The following is a 17,344-nucleotide window of genomic DNA, read 5'->3' as shown; positions in this document are numbered from 1 at the left end:
CTCCCGATGAGGGTGGGTCAGTAAGCACATCTGTGACTGTCCCACCCTCATCGGGAGCAAGCCCCCTCCCACAGTTTTCAACCGTATTCCAATTTAACTGATCACTATCCCCTCCCCCGACACACTGCTCACACCCACCAGCGTCACCGAATCCGCGCCAAAGCTGATCACCGTGTCTGCGCCCACCACCTTGGTGTGCTCGCGATAATCCGTACTGCCCTGCACATCGGTGAATACCAGCTTGTCGGTTGCTTGATAGCCAATCACTCGGTCATTGCCAAACTGCCCGCTGAACAAAAATGTGTTATGCCCGCTGCTGTCGCGGATGGTGTCATTGCCCTTGCCGCCTTCGATAAAGTCTGCGCCCCGGCCGCCCTTGATAAGGTCATTGCCGTCGCTGCCGATGATGAAGGTGTTGCCCTTGTGCGCCTCGGCGTTGCGGTTCAGGTCCTGCACCCAGGTGGTGGCCCGTGCCGGGTCGGACAGGTTGGCGACGATCACCGTGGAGTCACGGGTCATTTGCTCGTAGAAGCCGGAGTCGAGGATGCGGGTCATGCCGTCGCCGTAACCGGTGGGCAAGTGTGAAACCCACGTCGACAGGTTGAGGATGGAAAATGGCAGCACGTTCCACAGCGTTGACGCGTAGTGGTCGTTGAAGCTGACGATATTGTCGGTGCTCGATTCATGGGGCATGTCGTGCACCCCCAGGGACGACAGGTTGAATGACGAGCCATCCAGGGCGCGGAACACCGGGTCGTTTTCATAGCCAACGTTCAGCACCTTGTCGCCGGCGCTCTGGGTGGGTGAAGCGTAGGCCACGTAGTTGGCGTCCTTATAGAACCCCGACCATTTGCCGTCGCTCAAGTCGGCCATGCTGTTGACCGCCAGGCCGCCCAGGCTGTGGCCGCTGACCACCACGTCGTTGCCGCTCAGGCCTTGGGCCGTGGCGTAGGCCGCGACGTTGCCAAGCAAGTTGCCAAAGGCTTCGCCCGTGTAGTTTTTTGCGTAGTCCTTGGGGCCGAACGCGGCCAGCAGGTCGCTGATCACGTCGCCGATGGCGTCTGTTACCAGGTTTTCCCGAGGCCCCGACGTGCCACGAAAGCCGATGCCGATTTCCTGCAATTTGCCAGCGTCATCGTACTTGCCCAGCACCTCGACCTGCGCCGTAGCGTAGGCGGCCTTTTCACCGAAGAAAGTGCCCCGCGCATCAACCTTGCCGCTGTAACCCAGGGTATCGGCGCTGATGGGGGACCAACCGGCTTTCTGTACCGCATCGAGGGCGGCTTTTTCCGCGTCGGGGTTCCAGGGGATACCGGGGATCACCCCTTGGGAATCGCTGCTGCCAATCAGCGCGCCGACCAGTGTGGCCGGCAGCCCAAGGCCGAGACCATTGTTCTGGTAGCCGACGGCAAAGCCGTGATCCAGGTTGTGGTAGGCATACACCGTGATCGCCATGGCATCGGCGAACAGCGCCTTGGAGTCCTCGGTACCGAGGTTTTTATAGTCAAAGATACCCATTGGTAGTGCCTCTCTGTTGTTGGATTTGTAGAGAAAGCCAAAACACCTGTTATCCGTTATCTCGTGTAGGAGCGAGCTTGCTCGCGAAGATCGTCAACGATAACGCGCCCTGCCTGAGGGAACGCGGCGCTATTGAGTTTTTCGCGAGCAAGCTCGCTCCTACAGTGTTTGCGTTAGAACGCCCAATCCAGGCTCAAACCGACGCCGTGTACCTTCTCCTTGCTGGCCAGCAGGCCGTTGTAGTCGAAGTTCACCCGCGCCTCCTTGCTCAACGCCAGGCTGACCCGCGCCCCTACCAGCGCGGCATCGCGCACCATCGGCGCACTTTCCACGCTGAACGAAGGACCGCCGGAGGCGAACGCCAGGTGCTGCTCGGAATCGGTGCTGCTCAGGTTGTGCTGCCAGCCCAGGGTGCCGGACACCTCCAGTTGCTGGTGGTCGTTGACATTGAAGGTCTTCAAGGCACGCACACCCAAGGTGCTCAACACCAGGTCGCGGCTGTCATCACCACTTTTCAGCGCAGCGGCATCGCCCTTCTCTTTGAAGCTGTCAGTGTCCAGGTGCACGTAGGCCAGGTTGGCGAACGGCTCCAGGGCCAGCGGTTGCAGGTTGATGCGATACGCCGCTTCGGTGAACACCTGGGTGCTGTGTGCATCGACCTTGGCCTTTTGCTTGCCGCTGACGTCGCCGTATTGCAGGTCGCGCTTCACATCCGCACGGTGCCAGCTGTAGGTTGCGCCACCGCTCAGGCGCCAGGCGCCGATTTCATGCCCGGCATAGGCCCCGAAGTGGTAGCTGTCGACCGAAGCACGGCTGTGGGTTTCGCTGCCCATGTTCAGCGACGTGTCGCTGTAGCCCGCCACCAAGCCGATGCGCGTGGCGTCGTCCAGCGCCCCATCCACCCCGGCGAGCATGCCGCCGATGGAGGTGTTATAGCCTGCCGTGTCGCTACGGCTGTCGGTCTTGCCCCAGGCGCCCAGGGCCTTGACCCACACGTTGCCGCGGGTGTCGATGGCTTGGCTGGTGGCGCCCATCTCGCCATTGCGCAGGCGCTCGCCTACCGCTTCGCGAACGTAGCGGCTGTCATTGACCAATGCGGTTTGCAGCGCTGGGTAGACTTCACCACTCAGTTGCTGGAACGCGCCCTGGGCCGAGGCGGCCGTGGGTGCCAGCAGCAAGCTTTCATACACACCATTGCCCGCGCCCAATTGCTCGGCGGCGGCGGCCACAGCGCGCTGGTTCGGCGTAGCGGCGACACTGGCGAAGCTGTTGGTACGCGTCACGTCCAGCTGCACGCCGTTGGCTGCATAGTTCAGGGTGCCGCCGACAAACAGGTAGTTGGGCAATACCGCACCAAAGTTGCCGGTGACCCCGCCTGCCGCTTGCAGGATGTTGTATTGGCGGCCGATCAGGCTTTGGGCCTGGGTCGCGCTCAACAAGGTCGGGCTGTTTTCCAGGGCCAGGGTCACGGTGCCGCCGTTAAGCGTGGCGGTACCACCGGCGACGATACGGTCGCTGCTGGTGGGCGACAATTCCACGGCGTAGGTTGAGCCCGCATCGAAAGTGACGTTACCCGCCACGTTCAAGGTGCCGATGGAATTACCCGGCGCCACGGTGCCACCGCTTTTTGCGGTCAGCGAACCGATGCGCCCCGAGCCACCGAGCACGCCGGCCTGGCTGACGCTGACGTCGGAAGTCAGCGAGCCGTTGATCGCCAACAAGCCCTGGTTGACCAGGGTCGGGCCGCTATAGGTGTTGGTGCCGGTCAGCACCAGGCTGCCGATGCCCTGCTTGGTCAGGCCGCCATGGCCGGAGATGTCGTTACTCCACACATCCAATCCGCAGTGCACATCGTTGCAAATGCGCTGGGTCGGCTTACCGGCATCTACCACTGCGCCGATCCCTGGCAGGTCCGCCACGAACTGGCCGCTGCCGTAAGCGCCATCGATACGGAACTCGGCGGGAATATCCTCTGCGGTAACAAACATCCCCGGCCCATTGACCGCCTTGCCCAGGTTGATCATGCCCCAGCCATACAGCGAGTCGATGCCCGGCGCGCCGAGGTCGGTGGCGGTGGTCTTGAGCAGCGTGGAGATCTGGTCGCCGCTCATGTACTGGAAGCGCTCCATCAGCACTGCTGCTGCACCTGCTACATGGGGCGCGGCCATGGAGGTGCCGTTTTTGTTGGCCCAGTCGGTGGTCAGGTTGTTCAGGTCGGTGCCATTGATGATCGAGCTGTAGATCTTGGTGCCGGGGGCCGACACGCAAAAGCTCGCCGCATAGCCGCAGCGCGAGGAGAAGGTGCTGATCACATAGGGATTGGCGCTGGTGGTGTCCGGGTTCTGCTGCAACGCCGCCACTGACAGCCAGTTCGGCGCAATCTGCGGCACAAAATACGCCAGGCCGGAAATCGCATCCGGGTTGTTAAGGTTGTAGTCGTTACCGGCGGCAAAGATGGTCAGCACACCGCTACGGGCCGCATCGATCGCGCCTTGATAAGCCCCCCCTGCGATCGTGCCGAGAATCGGCCGGATCGTATTGAACTGTGCCTGGGCTTCATTGACGGTGAAATTGGGGAACGCCGGATCGCGGCCGCCCTTGGCATATTGATCACCAATGCCGATGCCCCAGCTGTTGTTGATGATGCGTGCGCCACTGGCGACCAGCCCATCCCAGCCGGCTTTGTACACCGCGCCGTCGTTGCCGAGGATGATCCCGTCTTCCGGGCCCGGGTCACCGTTTTCGGCGGTGAGGATTTGCGCGTTGAACGCCACGCCATGCATCGGCCCACCGTCGCGGTTACCCGCGGCAATGCCGCCGACGTGGGTGCCATGGTTACCCAGCTTGCCGTTGGAGTCCTTGGACGGCGTGCCGTCGTAGCGGAATGCATCGCCGGCCTTCACTGGGATATACGGGTCGGTGTATTGGCGGATGCCTTCAGTGACAATCGTCACCACCTTGTCGGGGCTGGCGAACTCCGGATGCTGGGCGTACACCGGCTGGTCGAAGATTCCCAGCTTGACGCCCTTGCCGGTGTAGCCGGCGGCATACGCGGTGTCGGCGTGCACGGCGCCCAGGCCCCAGTCGGCCTTGAACTCATTGCTGCGCCAACTGGCGGCGTCGCCGAGCTTGCCAGTTTCTACGTAGGGTGCGGCCTGGGCGGTTCCCAGGCTGGCCAGGCAACACAGCAGCGCGCCGTATGGCACGCAGCTCAGCGCCTTGAGCGGGTAGCCCGGGCCGGTGTGGATGGCGGTGGTTAACCCTGACTTGCGTTTTTTCACGGTGACCTTCCTTAGTTTTCTTATTGCTGGTAGGTGAATCACTTTCCCTGTGGGATGACTGTAGGAGCGAGCTTGCTCGCGAAAAACGTCAACGATTACGCGTGCTTCCTGAATAAACGCGTCGCCTATGGTTTTTTCGCGAGCAAGCTCGCTCCTACAAGTATTAGGGCTGCGTCTCCCACATTTTCTTCAGAACTGCCAGTTCAGGCTCAGCCCCACGCCTTGGGTTTTCTCGCGCCCGCCCAGTTGGCCGTTGTAATCCAGGTTGACCCGTGTCGACGCGTTCAGCGCCAGGCTGGCCTGTACGCCCACCAAGGCTGCGTCACGCAGAAGCGGCGCGCTGCGCACGGCAAACGAAGGCCCGCCTGCGACAAACGCTAAGTGTTCTTCGGACGCAACCGCCGTCAGGCTGTGTTGCCAGCCCAACGAACCGGAGAGTTCCAGTTGCTGGTGGTCATTGAGGGCCAGGGTTTTCAAGGCACGCACGCCGAGGGTGCTGAGCACCGCATCGCGCCGGTCACTGCCGCGTTCCAGGGCGGCGGCATCGCCTTTTTCGTGGAATGATTCGCTGTCCAGATGCACGTAGGCCAGGTTGGCGAACGGTTCCAACGCCAGCGGTTGCAGGTGTATGCGGTACGCCGCTTCGGTGAACAGTTGCGCGGTGGTCGCATCCAGCTTGGTTTTTTGCTTGCCGCTGACGTCCCCCAGTTGCAGGTCGCGCTTCACATCGCCGCGATGCCAGCTGTAGGCACCGCCGACGCTCAGGCGCCAATCGCCCAGCTCGCGCCCGGCGTACGCGCCGAAGTGGTAGCTGTCGATGGACGCCGATGAGTGCGTGCCACTGCCCATGTTCAACGAACTGTCACTGTAGCCGGCGACCACACCCACACGGGTCTGCTCATCCAGCGCACCATCCACGCCCGCCAGCAGGCCACCGATGGAGGTGGTTGAGCCCGCCGTTTCACTGCGGATGTCGCTTTTGCCCCAGGCGCCGAGGGCCTTGAACCAGAGGTTGCTTTCACCGCTCACCGGCACATGGCGCAGGCGTTCGCCCACGGCATTGCGCAGTTGCAGGCTGTCGTTGATCAGCATCGCACCCACGGCAGGGTAGATTTCACCGGACAGTTGCTGCAGGCCCTGTTGCGCGGTGGCAACCGACTGCGACTGCAGCAGGCTTTCATACACCGGGTTGCCGGCGCCCAGTTGCTCGGCAGCCGCCGCTACGTTGCGCTGGTTGCGGGTAGCAGCAACGCTGGCAAAACTCGCGTCGTTGCGCCCGACGTTCAGCTGTACAGCATTGGTGGCGTAGTCGAGGGTGCCGCCAAGGAATACATAGTTGGGCAGCACTTGCCCGAACTGGCCCTGGATACCGCCCGCCGCCTCCAGGATCGAGTATTGACGGCCAATCAGGCTTTGCACCTGGCTCTGGCTGAGCAGCGTCGGGCTGTTTTCCATCGCCAGGGTGACGGTGCCGCCGCCCAATACCGCCTTGCCGCCCGCAACAATGCGGTCGCTGCTGGTGGGCGTCAGTTCCACTGCATAGGTCGAGCCCGCACCGAGGTTCACATCTCCCGCTACCTGCAAGGTGCCCACGGAATTGCCCGGTGCCACGCGGCCGCCGCTGTTCACCGACAGCGCGGCGATGCGCCCGGAGCCGCCGAGGGTACCGCTGTTGTTCACCGTGACCGCCGAGGTCAGCGAGCCATTAACCGCCAGCAGGCCGCCATTGACGGTGGTCGCGCCGCGATAAGTGCTGTCGCCGCTGAGTACCAGGCTGCCGGCGCCGGACTTGATCAGGCTGCCCTCGTATACGCGGTTGGCGGCGGCCTGGTCGCGGGCGTTGCCAATGGCGTAGTCGGTCTGGTCCTGCTGGCTGGCATTGGCGCCCACGCCGTTTTGCCAACCCTTGTCGATCAAGGTCTGCTGCCAGGCGGTATGCTCGGCGCGGTCCTCGGCCTGACGCTGGAGCAAGGCCTGGTCGGAGATGCCATTGCTCCACACATCGCCCTGCCCGGCTGCCAGGCTCACATCCATGACCCCGAGCAGTTGCCCCGGCCCATGCATCGCCCGGCCCAGGTCCGGCACGCCCCAGCCGACGATCGCGTTGGGCGCCTGGGTGATCGAGCCGTCGAGCTGCGTGGCGGTGGTCAACAGCACCTGCAGCGCCTGCTCATTGGTCATATAAGGATAGCGTTCCATCACCAGCGCCAACGCCCCGGTGGCATGGGGCGCCGACATCGAGGTGCCGGACTTGACCCCATAGCCGCCGTCGGGAATGGTGCTGTTGATCAGCGCACCTGGGGTGGAAATGCACCAATACTTGGCGATGCCGCACTTGTTGTACTTCTGGTTATTGGCTTTATCCAGCCCCGACACCGCCAGCCAATGGCCTTCCAGCTCCGGTTGGAAATACGGCAAGGCCGAGCGCACGCTGGCATTCGCATAACCGCTGTTGCCGGCGCTGAACACATTGATCACGCCGGCCTTGGCCACGTCCGCTGCCGCGTCCAGCCAGGTGCCTCGGTTGTAATGCTGGGCGTACGCCGCGTGCATGTTGTCCAGGGTCTGGTAGCTGACGTCCTTGGGCTGGCTGCCCCAGCTGTTGTTGATGGCGCGCACGCCGGAATCCACCAGGGCGCTATACACCGTCTTGAAATACTTGGGGTCCGGGGTCGGGCCGAACAGGAAGCTGTCGTTGGCGTTGGTGTTACCCACATAGACCTGGGCGTTGTAGGCCACGCCATGCATGCCCACGCCGTCGCGGGCGGCGCCCATGGTGCCGGTGACGTGGGTACCGTGGGAGTCGTTGTTGGGGTTGAGCGCGCCCGTGGTGCTGAAGGCGCTGCCGTCGACATAGGTGCCGGTGGCGGTCACCGCATGGAAGCGGTCCGTGGCGGCTTCGGGGTGGTTGGGGTCGAAACCCGAGTCCAGCGCGCCGATTTTCACACCTTTGCCGCTGATCCCGGCAGCGTAGGCTTCATCGGCCTTCATCCGCCCCAGGCCCCAGTCGCTCTGGTACTCGGCCGAACGCCAGCTGGCCGGGTTACCCGGTTGGCCGGTCTCGGCGTATTGCGCCTGTGCCGCAACGGACAGCAGCAGCAAGGAGCCGGCGGTGAAGGGTTTGAAACGCGGTGAATCAGTAATCATTGACACACTCCTAATTATTGTTATTCCCCAGGCTCGCGAAGAACACTGGTGCCGCGTACAGCCAGGATGTCCACGTCATCGTTGACATTTTTCGCGAGCAAGCTCGCTCCTACAGTTTTCTATCCGGGCCGAAGGCCTCGTCCACCTTGGCCAGGTCGGTGTCGCGCAAGTTGCCCGCGTAGTAGTGCAATTTGGTCCAGGCCATCAGGTAGTCATACCGCGCCTGGGCCAGGTCGCGGCGGGTGCTGTACAGCTGCTGCTCGGCATTCAGCGCATCGAGGTTGACCCGTTCGCCGCCGAGGATGCTCTGCTTGGTCGACACCACCAGGGCCTCGGCCGAGACCAAGGCTTTCTGGTAGGCGCGCAGCTTGCTCACCCCCGACAGGCAGGCACTGAACTGACGCCGCAATTCGATCAGGGTCTCGCGGGTCTTGCCTTCCAGCTCGTACTCCGCCTGCTCCATGGCGCGGCTGGCCTGGCGGGTGGAGGCCGAGATGCCGCCTCCGGCATACAGCGGCATGCTCACTTCGACGCCGATGGTGTTGGTGTCGTAGCGCTGGTTGTAGGTGTTGCCGCTGTCGGATTCCTGTTTGCGCGAAGTGGCATAGGCGGTGATTCTGGGCAAATGCCCGGCGCGGTTGCGCTCTACCTCATAGCGCGCCACTTCCAGGGATTGGCGCTGGGAGGCCAGCACCGGGTTATTGGTGAGCGCCAGTTCATGCCAGGTGTCGTAATTGACCGGGGCCAGGGTGAAGGCGGCAAAACTCTGGTTCAGCGGCGCCAGGTCGTCGATATTGACGCTTTGCACGCCAATCAACGCGCCCAATTCCCGCAGCGAGGCGTCCTGCTCATCCAGGGCCTGGATCTCTTCGGCGGTGGCCAGTTCATAGCGCGATTCGGCTTCCAGGATGTCAGTGCGCGTGCCCTCGCCGGCCTTGAACAAGTGCTGGTTCTGCTGGAATTGCTGCTCGAAGGCCTTTTTCTTGGCGCGGGCGATGTCGATCTGGTCCTGGGCAAACAGTGCCTGGGTGTAGTAGCTCAGCACCCGCACCAGCAACGCCTGGCTCTTGTCACGAAAGCTTTCATCGGCGAACAGCGCCTGGGCCACGCCCTTGCGGTAGTTGGCATAGGCTTCGTAATCAAACAGCGGTTGTTGAAGGCTGAAGGTAGAGCCATAGCTGTTGTAGTTACGATCATCGCGATAGCTGCCACCACGTCCATCGGGCAGGTGCGCCTCGGAATTGTTGCGGCCCTTGTTGTAGTTGTACGACAGCCTCGGCAGCAGCCCGGCGCGGCCGATGGTGCGGTTTTCCAGGCCGGCGTCGCGCTCCTTGATGGCGCCGAGGAATACCGGGTCGTTACGCAGCGCCTGCTCGTACACATCGAACGGGCCCATGGCGGCCTGGGCACTGCCACTCACCAGCACCAGCGAAATGAACACTGACTTCATGCTCATTCCTCAGTCAACGCGGAGCCGGCGCGATCCAGCAGCGGCTTGAACAGGTAATTGAGCAATGATCGCTCGCCAGTGCGTACGAACATCTCGGCGGGCATGCCGGGTTTGATCACCAAGCCATGGAGTTTTTCCATCGCCGCTTCGCTCACACTGGTGCGCAGCACGTAATACGGCGCACCGGTTTTTTCATCGAGCATCTGGTCGGCCGAGATCAGGCTGACCTCTCCCGGCACCCGGGGCGTGCGGCTCTGGTTAAAGGCGGTGAAGAGGATGTCCACCGGCAAATGGGGACCCACTTTGTCCACCAGGTGCACCGGCAAATGCCCCTCCACTTCCAGGCGCGTGCCTTGGGGCACGATCTCCAGCAGGGTTTCACCGGCGCGCACCACGGCGCCTTCGGTGTGTACGCTGAGGTTGACCGCGATGCCATCGGCTGGCGCGTTGATCTCGCTGTGTTGCAGGTTGAAACCTGCGGACGTCAGCTGCTGTTCAAGGGTCAGACTGCGCAGTTGTGCATCGGCCAACTGGCTGCGCACTTCCTTTTGATATTCCTCGCCGTGCTGTTGCAGCTTGAGGCGCGACTCGAGGATGCCCTGTTCGATGCGTCCGCTTTCCCCGGCGTTCTGCGCCAGGTCCTGTTGCACCTGGGACAGCTGGCGCTGGTATTCCATCAGGCGGTTGCGCGGGATATAGCCGTTGTCGGCCAAAGGTTGCAGGTTGCCGAGCTGATCGCGCAGGGATTGGGCCTGCGCAGTCAGGTCACTGCGGGCACGGCGCATGCCGCCCAACTGTGAGGTGGCGCCTTCGATGCTCGCGCGAATCCCGGCTTGCTCACGGGCGAAGGCGTCGCGGCGGCTGCTGAACAGTTGGCGCTGGCCTTCCAGCACTAACGCCAGGGCCGGGTCGGGGTTGGCGCTCAGCTCAGCGGGAAAGGTGACACTGGCAAGATTGTCGCGCTCGCTCTGCCAACGCGCCACGCTGGCCCAGGCCATGCGGTACTGGGCTTGCAACGACTGCACGTCAGCCTGGTTCTGGGTCTGGTCGAGACGAAACAGCGGCTGGCCCTGCTTGACCAGTTCGCCCTCCTTCACCAGGATCCGGCTGACTACGCCGGGGCTGAAGGTTTGCACGGCCTTGCGCTTGCCGGACACCACCACGGTGCCTTGGACAGGAATGCCCTGGTCCAACGGCGCAAGGCTGGCCCACAGGAAAAACCCACCGGCACCGACGATGGTCAGCAGCCAGCCCATTTTTACGAAGAAACCAGCATCGTGTTCTTTAAAACGAGGTTCAACGGTCATGCTGCTCATGCGCCTGGATTCCTTCCGGCCTGGTACTGACGACTGAAACTGACTCCGGTTTTTTCTTTCGGCGCTTCCTGCTGGCCGGACAATGCGCGCAGCACTTCCTGGCTGGGCCCGAACGCTTGCAAATGGCCTTCGCCGAGCACCAGCAGCTTGTCGGCCTGGGCCAGCGCCGAGGAACGGTGGGTCACCAATACCACGCTGCTGCCCTGGGCTTTCATCTGCACGATGGCACTGGCCAGCGCTGCTTCGCCGACGGTGTCGAGGTTGGAGTTGGGCTCATCCAGCACAATCAGGCGCGGCTCGCCGTACAGGGCGCGGGCCAGGGCCACCCGTTGTTTCTGACCACCGGACAGACCGCCGCCGTTGTCCCCCAGCACGGTGTCATAGCCTTGGGGCAGGCGCAGGATCAGTTCATGTACACCGGCCTGTTGCGCGGCCTTGACCACCCGCTCCGGGTCGGCCTCGCGAAAGCGCGCGATGTTTTCGGCGATGCTGCCGCTGAACAGCTCGATATCCTGGGGCAAATAACCGATATGCGGGCCGAGGTCGTCGCGGTCCCAACGATGGATATCCGCGCCGTCCAGGCGCACGGTGCCGGCCAGGGTCGGCCAGACGCCCACCAGCACCCGGGCCAGGGTGGACTTGCCGGAGCCCGACGCGCCCAGCACACCGAGCACTTCCCCGGCCGCCAGGTTGAAGCTGACCTGATGCAAGGTTGCCATGCGTCGCCCCGGAGGGCCGGCACTGACCTGCTCGAAACTGACCTGGCCCTTGGGTGCCGGCAAGGCCATCTGCTCGACTTCCGGGGGGAATTCGCGCAACAGTTCGTCGAGGCGCTGGTAGGCCAGTTTGGCCGAGCTCCATTGCTTCCACACGGCAATCAGCTGGTCAATAGGGCTGAGTACGCGGCCCATCAGAATGGAACCTGCGATCATCATGCCGGCGGTCATTTCGCCCCTGATCACCAGGAAGGCGCCGAGGCCCAATACCAGGGATTGCAGGCACAGGCGCAGGGATTTACTCAGGGAGCTGATCACCGAACCGGTGTCGCTGGCCTTGTTCTGGAAACCGAGGAATTGCGCGTGCACACCAAACCAGCGCTGGCGCAGTGCGCCGAGCATGCCCATGGCCTGGATTGTCTCGGCGTTGTGCAAGTGGCTGGTGGCCAACTGGGTGGATTGCTGGGAGAAGATACTCGCCTCGCCCAACGGCTTTTTCGTCAGGTATTCATTCAGGCACGCCAGCCCAATCAACAGCACCGCACCGGCCGTGGCCAGCACGCCGAGCCACACGTTGAAGAGGAAAATCACGAACAGGTAGATCGGAAACCACGGTGCATCGAAGAATGCGAACAGCGCAGGTCCGGTGATGAATTGGCGGATAGCGGTCAGGTCGCCCAGGGACTGCCCGGCGTGCCCCTGGCCGCGCTGCAGGTTGCGTTCGAACGCAGCCTTGTAGACGCGCAGATTGAACCGCCGCTCCAACTGGCTGCCAATACGGATCACGACAAAACTGCGTACCACTTCCAGCAGGCCGATAAATGCAAAGAAGCCCACGACCATCAGCGTCAACATCACCAGCGTGGTTTCATTCTGGGAGGACAACACACGGTCATACACTTGCAGCATGTAAATCGACGGCACCAGCATCAGCAAGTTAATCAGCGCCGTAAAGCAGCCGATGCTGATCAAAATACTCTTGTATTCACCCAACGCCCTGAATAAGGGCGCAACCCCATGGGACTTCGCCATATTATTTGATCTTCCTTGGAGCGAATGACGCGCAATAATCACCCTTGCCCCTAACAGGACTCGGCCAACTATTAAATCGAGTTATATGCTTATAACTTGAACTAAGGTATCCGTTTCAGTTCAACAACTTCTCCGGCTTTAGTACGGGCTTGATATTCACCCTCTTTCTGGCGATTCAAGTGCGTAATCCCTGAACCCTCAGCGTTAAACAGCCAAATACCATCCGGTGAGGGCGACCAGGTCAGTGGCTTATCGCCCAGCCATTGCGCGGCACACGCGATATCGCCATCCAGGGAATTGGCCTGCTCCAGCAATTCCAGGGCACACACCTTATCCTGCTGCTTCAACTCCCAATGCCCGGCCAATTGCGCGGTGGTGGGTAGAACGAGACTGCTCGCCATTGCATGGGCTCCTGCCGACACGAACAACACCTGCGATACACAGGCGATCAAATGGGAAAAACGCGGCATTTCAAGCTCCATCATAGAGCGCGGTGCCGAGGCACCGCGCGCTTACATCACGCTACGATGTCGCTGACCGCTGCCTGGCCGACGGTGGTGACGAGGAAATCCGCCACGCCGTGCCCGGAGAAGTCCACGGCCAACGTACCCAGGTTGGTGCCTGAGGCGTAGGACAGAACAGCATCGCCGGCATGCCCGGTAAATGCATTGACGAAGGTCACACCCGCACCCTTGGTGATACCGGACAGGTCGATCTTGTCCGAACCCGAGGTGAAGTCGAAGATCTTGTCCGCAGCGCCTGGACGGGAGTCGGAACTGGCACCGTACACGAAGGTATCTCTGCCGGCGCCGCCCCACAGTTGGTCTGCACCGCCACCACCGTAGATGAGGTCGTTGCCGGCCCCGCCCTTGATGAGGTTAGCGGCCTGGTTACCAATGATCAGGTCGTTGCCCGCGCCACCAAAGGCGTTTTCGACGGTGACGCCCTTGGCGATGGACACGTTGCCCACCAGCCCGCCAACGTCGGAGAACGAGGTGGCATTGAGGTTGATCTTCTGGTTTTGGGTGAAACCGGAGAAGTCCAGGGTATCATTGCCACCACCGTCCCACACCGAGAACACCAGCTTGTCGGCATTGGATGTGGCGCTGAGAAAATCACGCCCGGTGTTGGAGTTGAACCCGTAGGTAGTGTCACCGGCACGGGTGTTGAAGTTGGCACCGTAGAGCTTCTGGATCGCGGCGATGTCGTCGATCAGCGGGCCGGAAGCGTAAGCCTCGACGCCGCCTTTGCTGAAGTTCTGGTTGGTGTTGCTCTCGCTCCAGTAACTCATGAGGCTGTAGCCGCGCGTGTCCTGTCCATAGGTCGCGTCGTTGTAGGTCGGGTTGCCATTCCCGGCGTTGTAGTCGCCAGGGTGAGCCAGGCCCAGGGTGTGGCCGATTTCATGGGTGAGGGTTTGCCGGCCATAGTTGTTCAGGTCCGGGCTTTTGTTCGGCGTGTAGCTGTTGTTGGTCAGGTACCACGAGGTGCCGTCGTAGCCTGCGCCGGTGCCGGGCAGGTAGGCGAACGCCGCCGCGCCGTCCTGGCCGCTGCTGTAGTTGCCGAAGGTCATGTGACCGTCACCGCCGGAAGCCTTTTCGGTAAAGGTCACGTTGGCGACATCCGACCAGGATTGCATAGCCAGTGCGGCCTGTGCTTTCTGCTGGGCGTTGAACTGGCTGAAACCTGAGATGCCATGTTTGTTCATGGTGCTCTGGGTAGCCGAGGTGAGGAAGGTGTAGGTCAGATCGATCTTGCCGTTGCCATCAAAGTCCCGATACGCGGCGCCATCCCGCAGCAGCTGGGTAGCTGCCTGGTCGACGGTGTAGGACGGTTTGCCGTTGACCGTGAGGTTACCGCCACGGTCATACAAATGGCTGAAGCTATCGATTTGCGAGTAAGCAGTGCTGGCTTGCGCGGCAGATACAATAGCCTTGTCTTTTACTTTTGACATAAACGTACTTCCTTGTTTGCAAGTGCATCAGTCTTTGTTCGATAGGAACCTCGCGGGCGAGGATAGTCCTATCACTCACCTCTTTTGAAGGCGTAAGAAAACTGACACAACTTGAAATCTTTCGTCCACCACTATTTCCACGGCTAAAATGTGACGCAGGTTCAACTTGAGTAAGTCGCACGTAGTGTTTACAGGGAACCCTTGCTTTTTAGCTGCCTCGTTTGACGCCGTGATATTTAAATATTAAATAGCAGTAAAGCCGCTCGATTTGAGCGGCGCACTTGAATAATGGATCCAATATATTGTCACGGTGTCAATGGCAGCATTAAAGAGCCATCATTCGCACTATTAAAGTGCGTTGTCCCCTATTACCGGGACATACACCACCCGCACTTGTGCAATGCTTCAAAGAGCGTCTCGCCGGTCAGCCCAGGCACCCTGACGCCCTCTTGCGTGCTCATGTTTTCGCCCGCCAGTATCGCGTTGATGATCGCCTCTTCCACCGCCTCGGCCGCAGCGCTGAACAGCGGCGAGATATGATCGTTATTGACCATGTGCAGCGCCGTTTGCAATGGCAGGTCTCTACGCCCGTAGTCTGCCGGCGGCAAATCCTGGTTACCGGTGGCAAAGGCTAAAAACAGGTCGCCACTGGAATCCTCGGTGCCACCCCCGGTGCGCGCGATGCCAATGGATGCACGCTGTGCCAGGCGCTGGCATTGGTGGGGCAGCAAGGGTGCGTCGGTGGCGATAATCACCACGATAGACCCCATGCCAGGCGTACCCTGCTCGGCGAAAGGCGAGGCAATATCCATCAAGTGGCGCCCCACTGGATAACCATCGACCCGCAGCTCCTGGCGCTTGCCATGGTTGGCCTGCACCAGCACGCCGACTGTCCAGCCGCCCTGCTCCGCCGGTAAACGCCGTGACGCCGTGCCGATACCGCCCTTGAACTCATGGCAGATCATGCCGGTGCCGCCGCCCACCGAGCCCTCCTGCACCGGGCCGCTTTCAGCGTTTTCCAGGGCCTGGCGTACATGCTCAGGTTGTACGTGCTGGCCCCAGATATCGTTGAGCAAGCCGTCGTAGGTTTCCATGACCACCGGCATGCACCAGTACACCGCAGGGTCCGCCAGGCGCTCGCGCTCCAGGGCGATCAAGGTGTCACGCACAATGCCGATGCTGTGGGTGTTGGTAATCGCCATCGGCGTGGTCAACAGCCCCGCCTCGCTGATCCACTCAAGGCCGGTGGCGTCGCCGTTGCCATTGAGCACGTGGTAACCGGCGAAACAAGGTTGGTGCCGCGTCTCCCCGGCGCGCGGTTGGATCAGCGTGACCCCGGTTCGCACCTGCTTGCCGTCGATCTCTGCCTTGAGCGTGGTGTGACCCACGCGAACCCCGGGAACATCGGTGATGGCATTCAATTCGCCGGGCGTGCCCAGCCCCAACGTGATGCCCAATTGACGTGCTCGCATACCCACTCCTTACAGTTTCTGGAACGCCGGGCTCAACCGGCCACTGATGCAATACAGAATCACCGACAGGGCCAGCAAGCCGATGATGATCATGATGTCGCGCACCGATGCCTCAAGGATCAAGGTCACCAACAGGTACCCCGCGCCGAGCACCGCCAGCAAGGCCGGCAACGGCCACAACGGCATGCGATAGGGATGCTCGCGATCACGCAACAGTACCCGGCTCATCAGCGCACTCAGCGCCACCACCAGGTACACCAGCATGATCAGCAAGACGCTGAACGAAGTCAGGTCGGCCAGGTTCGAGCTGAAACTCAACAGCGCCGAAGGAATCGCCAGGAACAGAGTCGCCAGCCACGGCGAATCCCAGCGCGGGTGAATACGCGTGAACAGTTTGTTGATGCTCGGCGTCCACAACGCATCGCGACCGCTGCTGAACACCACCCGGCCAATCTGGATGACGATGGCGACAATGGCATTGAACACCGACAGGAAGATCCCGGCACTGACCAGCCGCGACAGGGTTTCATTGCCGTGGCTGGTCAACAGGTAACCGATGGGGTCGGGGCTGCTGATCATCGCGCTCAGGGACGGCGCCCCAATCAACAATGCCGTGATCGGCACCAGTTCGATCACCACCACCAGGCCCAGGGACCACAACACCGCCTTGTGTACGCCCTTGCCGCCGCATTTCATGTCTTCGGCCAGCAACACCGCCGGGCCGTAGCCATTGAACGAGAACAGGCCGATGCCAACCGCGCCGATTACCAGGGCCCAGGGCGCCAGGTGCAACACGCCGTTTTCGACGATCTGCGGCTGGAACAACACACTGGCCGGTTGTACCGGGTTGCCGAAGCCGATCACCACGATCACCAGCAGGGCCGCCACTTCCAACAGCAGGCACGTGCCAGTGATCCAGGCATTGAGCTTTATATTGAGAATACCCAGGGCGTAGCTGGATACCACGATCACCAGGGCGACGGTCTGTGAATCGAAGTTCGTGCCCAGGGCATTATTCAGGTAAGTCGCCGCCCCCGTTGCCAGCACCGGCGGGATAAACAACAACATCACCAGCACGGTCAGGAACGTCGCGTAGCCGGCCATGCCGCCAAACACCCGCTTGGCATACACATACTCGCCACCAGCGCTGTTATGGGCGCGGCCCAGTTCCGCGTAACAGAAGGCGAACATCAGTGCGAGCAACGCGGCCATCACAAAAGCGAGGAACACGCCGCTGCCCGCCTGCTGGATGGCAAACGGGGCGATCACGAATACGGAACTGGCCGGCGTTACCGCGGAAACGGTAATGGCCACTACATCAAAGACGCTCAGGGTGGGCTTGAGCACGCCATCGGGCGCGGGAGAAGCGCTCATATCGTTATCCTCTGTCGTTGTTTTTGGTGTGAGGCAGAAACGAAAAATGATGTTTTTGCGGGATATGCTTCCCGTTGGATGACTGCG

The 17,344-nt window shown here is 61.6% G+C and carries 10 protein-coding genes; all 10 read right to left on the bottom strand.

Annotated features, from left to right (window positions below; translation table 11 throughout):
* Nucleotides 1-93: 93 nt before the first annotated feature.
* Nucleotides 94-1,518, bottom strand: a complete 1,425-nt coding sequence (locus KVH01_RS20250; RefSeq protein WP_217882639.1) for a polyurethane esterase — start codon at nt 1,516-1,518, stop codon at nt 94-96.
* Between the two features lie 173 nt (nt 1,519-1,691).
* Nucleotides 1,692-4,799, bottom strand: a complete 3,108-nt coding sequence (locus KVH01_RS20245; protein WP_217882638.1) for an autotransporter outer membrane beta-barrel domain-containing protein — start codon at nt 4,797-4,799, stop codon at nt 1,692-1,694.
* Nucleotides 4,800-4,988: 189 nt separating this feature from the next.
* A complete protein-coding gene (gene eprS, locus KVH01_RS20240; protein ID WP_217882637.1) occupies nt 4,989-7,946 on the bottom strand; it encodes an autotransporter serine peptidase EprS in 2,958 nt (985 codons plus the stop codon).
* 109 nt (nt 7,947-8,055) lie between these two features.
* Nucleotides 8,056-9,396 (bottom strand): TolC family outer membrane protein, encoded by a 1,341-nt coding sequence (locus tag KVH01_RS20235; protein ID WP_217882636.1) that lies wholly within the window; start codon nt 9,394-9,396, stop codon nt 8,056-8,058.
* Between the two features lie 2 nt (nt 9,397-9,398).
* Nucleotides 9,399-10,712, bottom strand: a complete 1,314-nt coding sequence (locus tag KVH01_RS20230; RefSeq protein WP_124400611.1) for an HlyD family type I secretion periplasmic adaptor subunit — start codon at nt 10,710-10,712, stop codon at nt 9,399-9,401.
* Nucleotides 10,709-12,460: a type I secretion system permease/ATPase gene (locus KVH01_RS20225; RefSeq protein WP_217882635.1), complete on the bottom strand. Its 1,752-nt coding sequence runs from the start codon at nt 12,458-12,460 to the stop codon at nt 10,709-10,711. Before KVH01_RS20225 ends, KVH01_RS20230 begins: the two co-directional genes overlap by 4 nt.
* A gap of 101 nt (nt 12,461-12,561) precedes the next feature.
* Nucleotides 12,562-12,930, bottom strand: coding sequence for an AprI/Inh family metalloprotease inhibitor (locus KVH01_RS20220; protein ID WP_217882634.1), 369 nt, complete (start codon nt 12,928-12,930; stop codon nt 12,562-12,564).
* Nucleotides 12,931-12,977: 47 nt separating this feature from the next.
* Nucleotides 12,978-14,411: a serralysin family metalloprotease gene (locus KVH01_RS20215; protein ID WP_217882633.1), complete on the bottom strand. Its 1,434-nt coding sequence runs from the start codon at nt 14,409-14,411 to the stop codon at nt 12,978-12,980.
* A gap of 368 nt (nt 14,412-14,779) precedes the next feature.
* Entirely contained in the window at nt 14,780-15,883 is a 1,104-nt protein-coding gene (locus KVH01_RS20210; RefSeq protein WP_217882632.1) for a DmpA family aminopeptidase, read from the bottom strand.
* Nucleotides 15,884-15,892: 9 nt separating this feature from the next.
* Nucleotides 15,893-17,257, bottom strand: a complete 1,365-nt coding sequence (locus tag KVH01_RS20205) for an APC family permease (RefSeq protein WP_217882631.1) — start codon at nt 17,255-17,257, stop codon at nt 15,893-15,895.
* Between the last annotated feature and the right edge of the window lie 87 nt (nt 17,258-17,344).

Origin of the sequence: Pseudomonas khavaziana (genome assembly GCF_019145205.1) — a bacterium.
GTDB lineage: Bacteria > Pseudomonadota > Gammaproteobacteria > Pseudomonadales > Pseudomonadaceae > Aquipseudomonas > Aquipseudomonas khavaziana.
The sequence above is the reverse complement of the archived record's forward strand: the minus strand, read 5'-3'. Positions and strand labels throughout refer to the sequence as shown.